At 64.0% G+C, this 2,581-nt stretch carries 2 protein-coding genes; both read left to right on the forward strand.

Annotation, left to right across the window (positions count from 1 at the left end; translation table 11 throughout):
• Window positions 1-148 precede the first annotated feature (148 nt).
• Entirely contained in the window at window positions 149-1,060 is a 912-nt protein-coding gene (gene glxR, locus ACTJK4_RS22040) for a 2-hydroxy-3-oxopropionate reductase (protein WP_440818939.1), read from the forward strand.
• A 77-nt stretch (window positions 1,061-1,137) separates the two neighbouring features.
• A complete protein-coding gene (locus ACTJK4_RS22045; protein ID WP_440818940.1) occupies window positions 1,138-2,457 on the forward strand; it encodes a glycerate kinase type-2 family protein in 1,320 nt (439 codons plus the stop codon).
• Window positions 2,458-2,581: the final 124 nt, after the last annotated feature.

Consider the following 2,581-nt stretch of genomic DNA (forward strand, 5'->3'; position numbering starts at 1 on the left):
GCCATCTCGGGCGCGCCTTTCTTTGCTTACTTTCTTTGGCAAGACAAAGAAAGTGAGTCGCCCCCGGCAGGGGGTGAAAGAGAGTGGACCACCAAGGCCCAATCCAACAACCAACGAACCAACACCCAAACCAAGGAGATCCCTCACCATGGCAAACAATCTCAACCTCGGTTTCATCGGCCTCGGCATCATGGGCGCCCCCATGGCAGGCCACCTGCGCGCCGCCGGCCACACGCTGTTCGTGCACGACGTCAACCCGGCCCCGGCCGCGCTGGTGGAAGCCGGCGTGACGGTCTGCACGAGCGCCGAGGAAGTCGCCAAGCGCGCCGACATCATCTTCATCATGGTGCCGGACACCCCGCACGTTGAAGCCGTGCTGTTCAGCGAGAAGGGCGTCGCCAAGGCGCTGAAGGATGCCGGCAAGAACGCTGCTGCCAACAAGATCGTCGTCGACATGAGCTCGATCTCGCCGATCGCGACGAAGGACTTTGCAGCCCGCATCAACAAGACCGGCGCGCAATACCTGGACGCTCCGGTGTCGGGTGGCGAAGTGGGCGCGAAGGCCGCATCGCTGACGATCATGGTGGGCGGTGAGCAGGCTGCGTTCGATCGCGTGGCTCCGTTGTTCAACCTGATGGGCAAGAACATCACGCTGGTCGGCGGCAACGGCGACGGCCAGACCACCAAGGTGGCCAACCAGATCATCGTGGCGCTGAACATCCAGGCCGTGTCGGAAGCGCTGCTGTTCGCATCGAAGGCCGGCGCCGACCCCGCAAAGGTGCGTCAGGCACTGATGGGCGGTTTCGCTGCTTCGCGCATTCTCGAAGTGCACGGCGAGCGCATGGTCAAGCGTACGTTCGACCCGGGCTTCCGCATCGAGCTGCACCAGAAGGATTTGAACCTGGCACTGCAAGGCGCGAAGGTTCTGGGCGTGGCGCTGCCGAACACGGCCACCGCGCAGGAGCTGTTCAACACCTGCGCCGCCAACGGCATGGGCAAGCAAGACCACTCGGCGCTGTGCCGCGCGATCGAGATCATGTCGAACCACGACATCGCCTGAATGCGTGCCTAAGTTGTGTGCACTGTCGCAGCCTTCGGGCGGCGGCAGTCTTTTTTGCTGTCTCCCCGCCTTCTGCCATGCACCACGACCAGTCTGCCCAGGCCGCCCTGCGCGCCGCCTTGCCCAATCCGTCGCCGCGCGCGTTGCTGCACGGCCTGTTTGATACCGCGGTGGCTGCGGTCAGCGCTGCGCAATGCCTGCCTGCATTCCTGCCCGAACCGCCGCGTGGCCGCACCATCGTCATCGGTGCGGGCAAGGGCGCAGCGGCGATGGCCGAGGCGGTGGAGCAGCACTGGAAGGGCGAGCTGTCTGGCCTGGTCGTCACGCGTTACGAGCACGGCCGCGCTCCCGGCACGCAAGGCCGCATTGAAGTGGTGGAAGCCTCGCACCCCGTGCCCGATGCCGCCGGCCAACGTGCCGCGCAACGCATGGTCGGCCTGCTCGAAGGTTTGACGAAAGACGACCTCGTCCTGTGCCTGATCTCGGGCGGTGGCTCGGCCCTGCTGGCTGCACCGGCCGAAGGCTTGACGCTGGCCGACAAGCAGTCCGTCAACCGTGCGCTGCTCAAAAGCGGCGCGAGCATCGGCGAGATGAACTGCGTGCGCAAGCATCTGTCGTCGATCAAGGGCGGGCGCCTGGCGCTGGCGTGCGCACCGGCGCGCGTGGAGACGCTGCTGATCTCCGATATTCCCGGCGATGACCCGACGCTCATCGCCAGCGGCCCGACGCTGCCCGACGCCACCACCTGCGCGGATGCCCTGGCCGTGATCGACAAATACGGCATCGACGTGCCCGAAGCGGTGCGCCGTCATCTGGAAACCGGCGCGGGCGAAACACCCAAGCCCGGCGATGCACGTTTCGAAGGCCATCGCAGCCATGTCATTGCGACAGCGCAGCACGCGCTGGAAGCCGCCGCAGCACAGGCACGCTTGCTCGGTTACGAGGCGCACATCCTGTCGGACAGCATTGAAGGCGAAGCGCGCGATGTGGCCGAAGTCCACGCCGGCATCGTGCGGCAGATCGTGGCGCGCAACCAGCCGTTTACCAAACCGTGCGTGATTCTGTCGGGTGGTGAAACCACGGTGACGGTGCGCGGTAACGGCCGCGGCGGGCGCAATGCCGAGTTCCTGCTGGCGCTGGGCGTGGCGTTGGATGGCCTGCCCGGTGTGTACGCAATTGCCTGCGATACCGATGGCATTGATGGCTCGGAAGACAACGCTGGTGCGATGTTGACGCCGGATAGTTTGGCGCGTGCTGAAGCGCTTGGGTTGAAGCCGAAGCAGTTGCTCGACAACAACGATGGGTATGGGTTTTTTGATGCGTTGGGCGATTTGATTGTGACTGGGCCTACGCGGACGAATGTGAATGATTTTCGGGCGGTTTTGATTACTGGCTGAGTGGATCTGGATGCGGGGATGGAATGATGTTTTTGGTGCATCCCTGTTTCATCCCCTGCCGGGGCTGACTCACTTTTCTTTGTCTTGCCAAAGAAAAGTAAGCAAAAGAAAGGCGCGCCCGAGA

The organism is Ralstonia sp. 22111, assembly GCF_052045895.1.
GTDB lineage: Bacteria > Pseudomonadota > Gammaproteobacteria > Burkholderiales > Burkholderiaceae > Ralstonia > Ralstonia wenshanensis.